The following is a 435-nucleotide window of genomic DNA, read 5'->3' as shown; positions in this document are numbered from 1 at the left end:
GTCTCGGCGCGCGCAATTCGCTGCGGCTCGAAGCCGGCCTGTGCCTCTACGGCAACGACATCGACACCACCACCACGCCTCCCGAGGCCGCGCTGAACTGGGCGATCCAGAAGGTGCGACGCACCGGCGGCGCGCGCGCGGGCGGCTTCCCGGGCGCCGACAAGGTGCTCGCGCAGATCGACGACCCGGCGCTGCTGAAGCGCCGCCGCGTGGGCCTGGTGGCGCGCGAGCGCGTGCCCGTGCGCGAGCACACGCCCCTGCATAGCATTGACGGCGTGGCCATCGGCGAAGTGACCAGTGGCCTGCTGGGCCCGAGCGTGAACCAGCCCGTCGCCATGGGCTACGTGTCGCCCGGGTTCGCAGCCGCCGGCACGGTGGTCCACGCGATCGTGCGCGGCAAGGCGGTGCCGATGGAAGTCAGCCCCATGCCCTTCC

General features: G+C 72.9%; 1 protein-coding gene. It reads left to right on the top strand.

What is annotated here, in order from left to right; translation table 11 throughout:
• A partial coding sequence (locus GVL52_RS32215; RefSeq protein WP_280179133.1) for a glycine cleavage T C-terminal barrel domain-containing protein occupies window positions 1-435 on the top strand: 435 nt, incomplete at both ends.

The sequence above is a fragment of the Rhizobium sp. 18055 genome (assembly GCF_902706285.1).
Lineage (GTDB): Bacteria > Pseudomonadota > Alphaproteobacteria > Rhizobiales > Rhizobiaceae > Rhizobium.
The sequence above is the reverse complement of the archived record's forward strand: the minus strand, read 5'-3'. Positions and strand labels throughout refer to the sequence as shown.